Source organism: Streptomyces sp. CO7 (genome assembly GCF_053474865.1).
The window spans coordinates 50358-53759 of sequence record NZ_JBRIOU010000008.1 but is presented as its reverse complement, the minus strand read 5'-3'; the positions used below and the strand labels follow the sequence as shown (position 1 = coordinate 53759).

The following is a 3402-nucleotide window of genomic DNA, read 5'->3' as shown; positions in this document are numbered from 1 at the left end:
GGCGCGCCCCCGCCCGCGCCCGCCGCCGCGCCCCCGCAGGCGCCGCCCGCGGGCGGGCTGGACCCGCGCACCCTGTGGCCCAACATCCTCGAGGCGGTGAAGAACCGCCGCCGGTTCACCTGGATCCTGCTCAGCCAGAACGCGCACGTGGCGGGCTTCGACGGCACCACGCTCCAGATCGGCTTCGTCAACGCCGGCGCCCGGGACAACTTCTCCGGCAGCGGCAGTGAGGACGTCCTGAAGGCGGCGCTGGCCGAGGAGTTCAACGTCCAGTGGAAGATCGACGCCGTGATCGACCCCAGCGGCGGCTCCGCGCCGCCGGCCGGGGGCGGCGGCGGTCTCGGCGGCGGCGGAGCCTACGGAGGCGGCGGCCTCCCAGGCGGCGGCTCCGGCTTCGGCGGCGGACAGCCCGGAGGCGGCCCGGGCGGCGGTCAGCCCGGCGCCGGTCCGGACGGCGGCTTCGCCGGAGGCGCCCCGGCGGGCGGCGGAGCCACGGCGTACCAGCGCCCCGCGCCGCCGCAGCAGGCGTCCGCCCCGTCGTCCGCGCAGGTGCAGCAGCAGGCCCCCGCCCCCCGGCAGGACCGCCCGGCCGGGCCACCGCAGCAGGCGCCCGCTCCGGCCCCCGAGCCGCGAAGACACGTCGCGCCCGAGGACGACATGCCGGCCCCGGACGACCCGGACCTCGACGAGTCGGCCCTCTCCGGTCACGAGCTGATCGTGCGGGAACTCGGCGCGACGGTCGTCGAGGAGGTCGTGCACGAGTAGCGGCCGGGCCCGCCGCGAGCTGAAGCCGCGCCGGGTGGGTGGAGGCCCCGCCGGGTTGGAGGAAGCTCCGACGGCGACGGCCGTCCACGCTGGGCGGGGCCTACAAGAGGCGGGCGGTTCGCCCGTTAGGCTGAGCACGTGAAGGTCCTCGTCATCGGCAGCGGTGCCCGCGAACACGCCCTGTGCCGCTCCCTGTCCCTCGATCCCGCCGTCACCGCGCTGTACTGCGCCCCCGGCAACGCAGGCATCGCCGAGGTGGCGGAGCTGCACGCGGTCGACGCCAACGACGGCGCGTCCGTCACCGAGCTCGCCCGGCGGCTCGAAGCCGAACTGGTGGTGGTCGGTCCCGAGGCCCCGCTGGTGGCCGGCGTCGCCGACGCCGTCCGCGAGGCCGGCATCCCGGTCTTCGGTCCGTCCGGAGAGGCCGCGCAGCTGGAGGGCTCCAAGGCGTTCGCCAAGGACGTGATGGCCGCCGCCGGCGTCCCCACCGCCCGCTCCTACGTGTGCGTCACCGACGAGGAGGCCGCCACCGCGCTGGACGCGTTCGGCGCGCCCTACGTCGTCAAGGACGACGGCCTCGCCGCCGGCAAGGGCGTGGTGGTCACCGACGACCTCCAGGCCGCCAGGGAGCATGCCGCCGCCTGCGAGCGCGTGGTCGTCGAGGAGTACCTGGACGGACCCGAGGTCTCCCTCTTCGCCATCACCGACGGCACCACCGTGGTCCCGCTGCAGCCCGCGCAGGACTTCAAGCGCGCGCTCAACGACGACCAGGGCCCCAACACCGGCGGCATGGGCGCCTACTCCCCGCTGCCCTGGGCCGACCCGGCCCTGGTGGACGAGGTCATGGCGTCGGTGCTCCAGCCGACCGTCGACGAGATGCGCCGCCGCGGCACCCCGTTCTCCGGCCTGCTCTACGCGGGCCTGGCGATCACCTCGCGCGGCGTGCGGGTGATCGAGTTCAACGCCCGCTTCGGCGACCCGGAGACCCAGGTGGTCCTGGCCCGGCTGCGGACCCCGCTGGCCGGCGTGCTGATGGCCGCCGCCACGGAGAACCTGGGCGACCTGGAGCCGCTGCGCTGGAGCGAGGAGGCCGCGGTCACCGTGGTCGTCGCCTCGCACAACTACCCCGGCACCCCCCGCACCGGGGACCCGATCACCGGTCTGGAGGAGGTCGCCGAGAAGGACGCCCCGCACGCCTACGTGCTGCACGCCGGCACCCGGCGTGAGGGCGACGCGGTGGTCAGCGCCGGCGGCCGGGTGCTCTCGGTCACCGCGACCGGCTCCGACCTCACCGAGGCCCGCGACCGCGCCTACACGGCGGTGGCCCGGATCAACCTCGACGGGTCCCAGCACCGCACCGACATCGCGCTCAAGGCGGCCATGGACGCCTGATCCACCGCCTCGCGGGAGCCCCAGGGCCCCGGATTCCCCGCCTCCTCCAGGCACCGGAATCCGGGGCCTGATCTTTGCGCTGCGTCATCCACCTTTCCCCAAAGCCATTCCATCGGGTGAGCGATGGTCGGTATGGCTGACTGGGGTCCGCGCCGTGACTAGTGTGCCCCGCGAGCGTTCCGGCACTTGGCCCACAGGCATTGCGCTGTCCTGGCCCGGTGCCACAGTGGGGGCATGGACGACGTGGCCAGGCGACGGACAGGCGACGCACACGTGAGGGGGTGAGGTCCGGTCGTGACCGGTACGGGTACGGAGACCGGCGCACCGGGCGCGCGCTCACGGGCGCTCGCCGTGCTGCGCGTGCGGGGCTGGGCACTGGCGGCGGCGCTGCTGCCCGCCGGGGTGTGCGTGGTGCTGCTGACCGGGGACGCCACCGGGCGGTTCACCGGGCCCGCCTGGGACGTCGTGCGCCTGGTGACCGGCGTCCTGGCCCTGTTGGCGCTGGCCGCCGCGGCCGTCGTCTCGCTGGTCGTCGCCCGCTCCCGCCCGGCCACCAGCCCGACGGTGCCGATCCCCGAGCGCTCGGCCCCCGACCTCTACCGGCTGGTCCGTGACCTCGCCGACCGGCTGGGCGTCCCGGCGCCCTCCTCCATAGAGCTGACCCCGGACTGCGACAGCTGGCTGGAGGACCGCTCGCATCCGGCGCACGAGGCCGCCTCCGGCCGCCGGACGTCACTGCTGCGCAGGCTGGCCGAACCGCACCGGCGCGACCGGACGGCACCGGTGCTGGTGATCGGCTCGCCCTTCCTGTGGTGGATGCGGGTGGGCGAACTGCGCGCGGTGCTCGCCCCCGTGGTGGCAGGCACCGGCCCCTCAGCCCACCCGGACATAGCCGCGGCCCGCCGCTTCGTGCGTGGTCTGGACGCCGCGATGGCCGTGACCGCGGACCCGCAGCGCAGCGGGCCCGCCCGGCTGGTGCTGGGCGGGGTGGCCCGGGTGGTGCGGCTGATGCTGCGCGGCTGCGCGCCGCACGCCGCGGAGATGGAGCGCGGGGTGGCCGCGGCCGCCGCGGAGCGTGCACAGGCTGTGGACCACGGGCTGCGGATCGTCGCCCAGGAGCAGGTGGGGCTCGCCTACGCGGGCTGGGACCGGCTGCTCACCCGGGTCGCGCAGCCGGCCTGGCGGATGCGGCGCTGGCCGGCCCGGCTGGACGTCGGCGTGGTCGCCGCGCTCACCGAGCTGTCC

At 76.0% G+C, this 3402-nt stretch carries 1 protein-coding gene and 2 pseudogenes; all 3 read left to right on the top strand.

Features of this window, described 5'->3' with window-relative positions:
* Positions 1-765 (top strand): annotated as a pseudogene (locus ACOV8S_RS25110) (DNA polymerase III subunit gamma and tau); the annotation flags it as partial.
* A 138-nt stretch (positions 766-903) separates the two neighbouring features.
* Complete coding sequence (purD, locus tag ACOV8S_RS25105) at positions 904-2157, top strand: phosphoribosylamine--glycine ligase (RefSeq protein WP_448320498.1); 1254 nt, start codon at positions 904-906, stop codon at positions 2155-2157.
* A 294-nt stretch (positions 2158-2451) separates the two neighbouring features.
* A pseudogene (locus ACOV8S_RS25100) lies at positions 2452-3402 on the top strand (hypothetical protein); the annotation flags it as partial.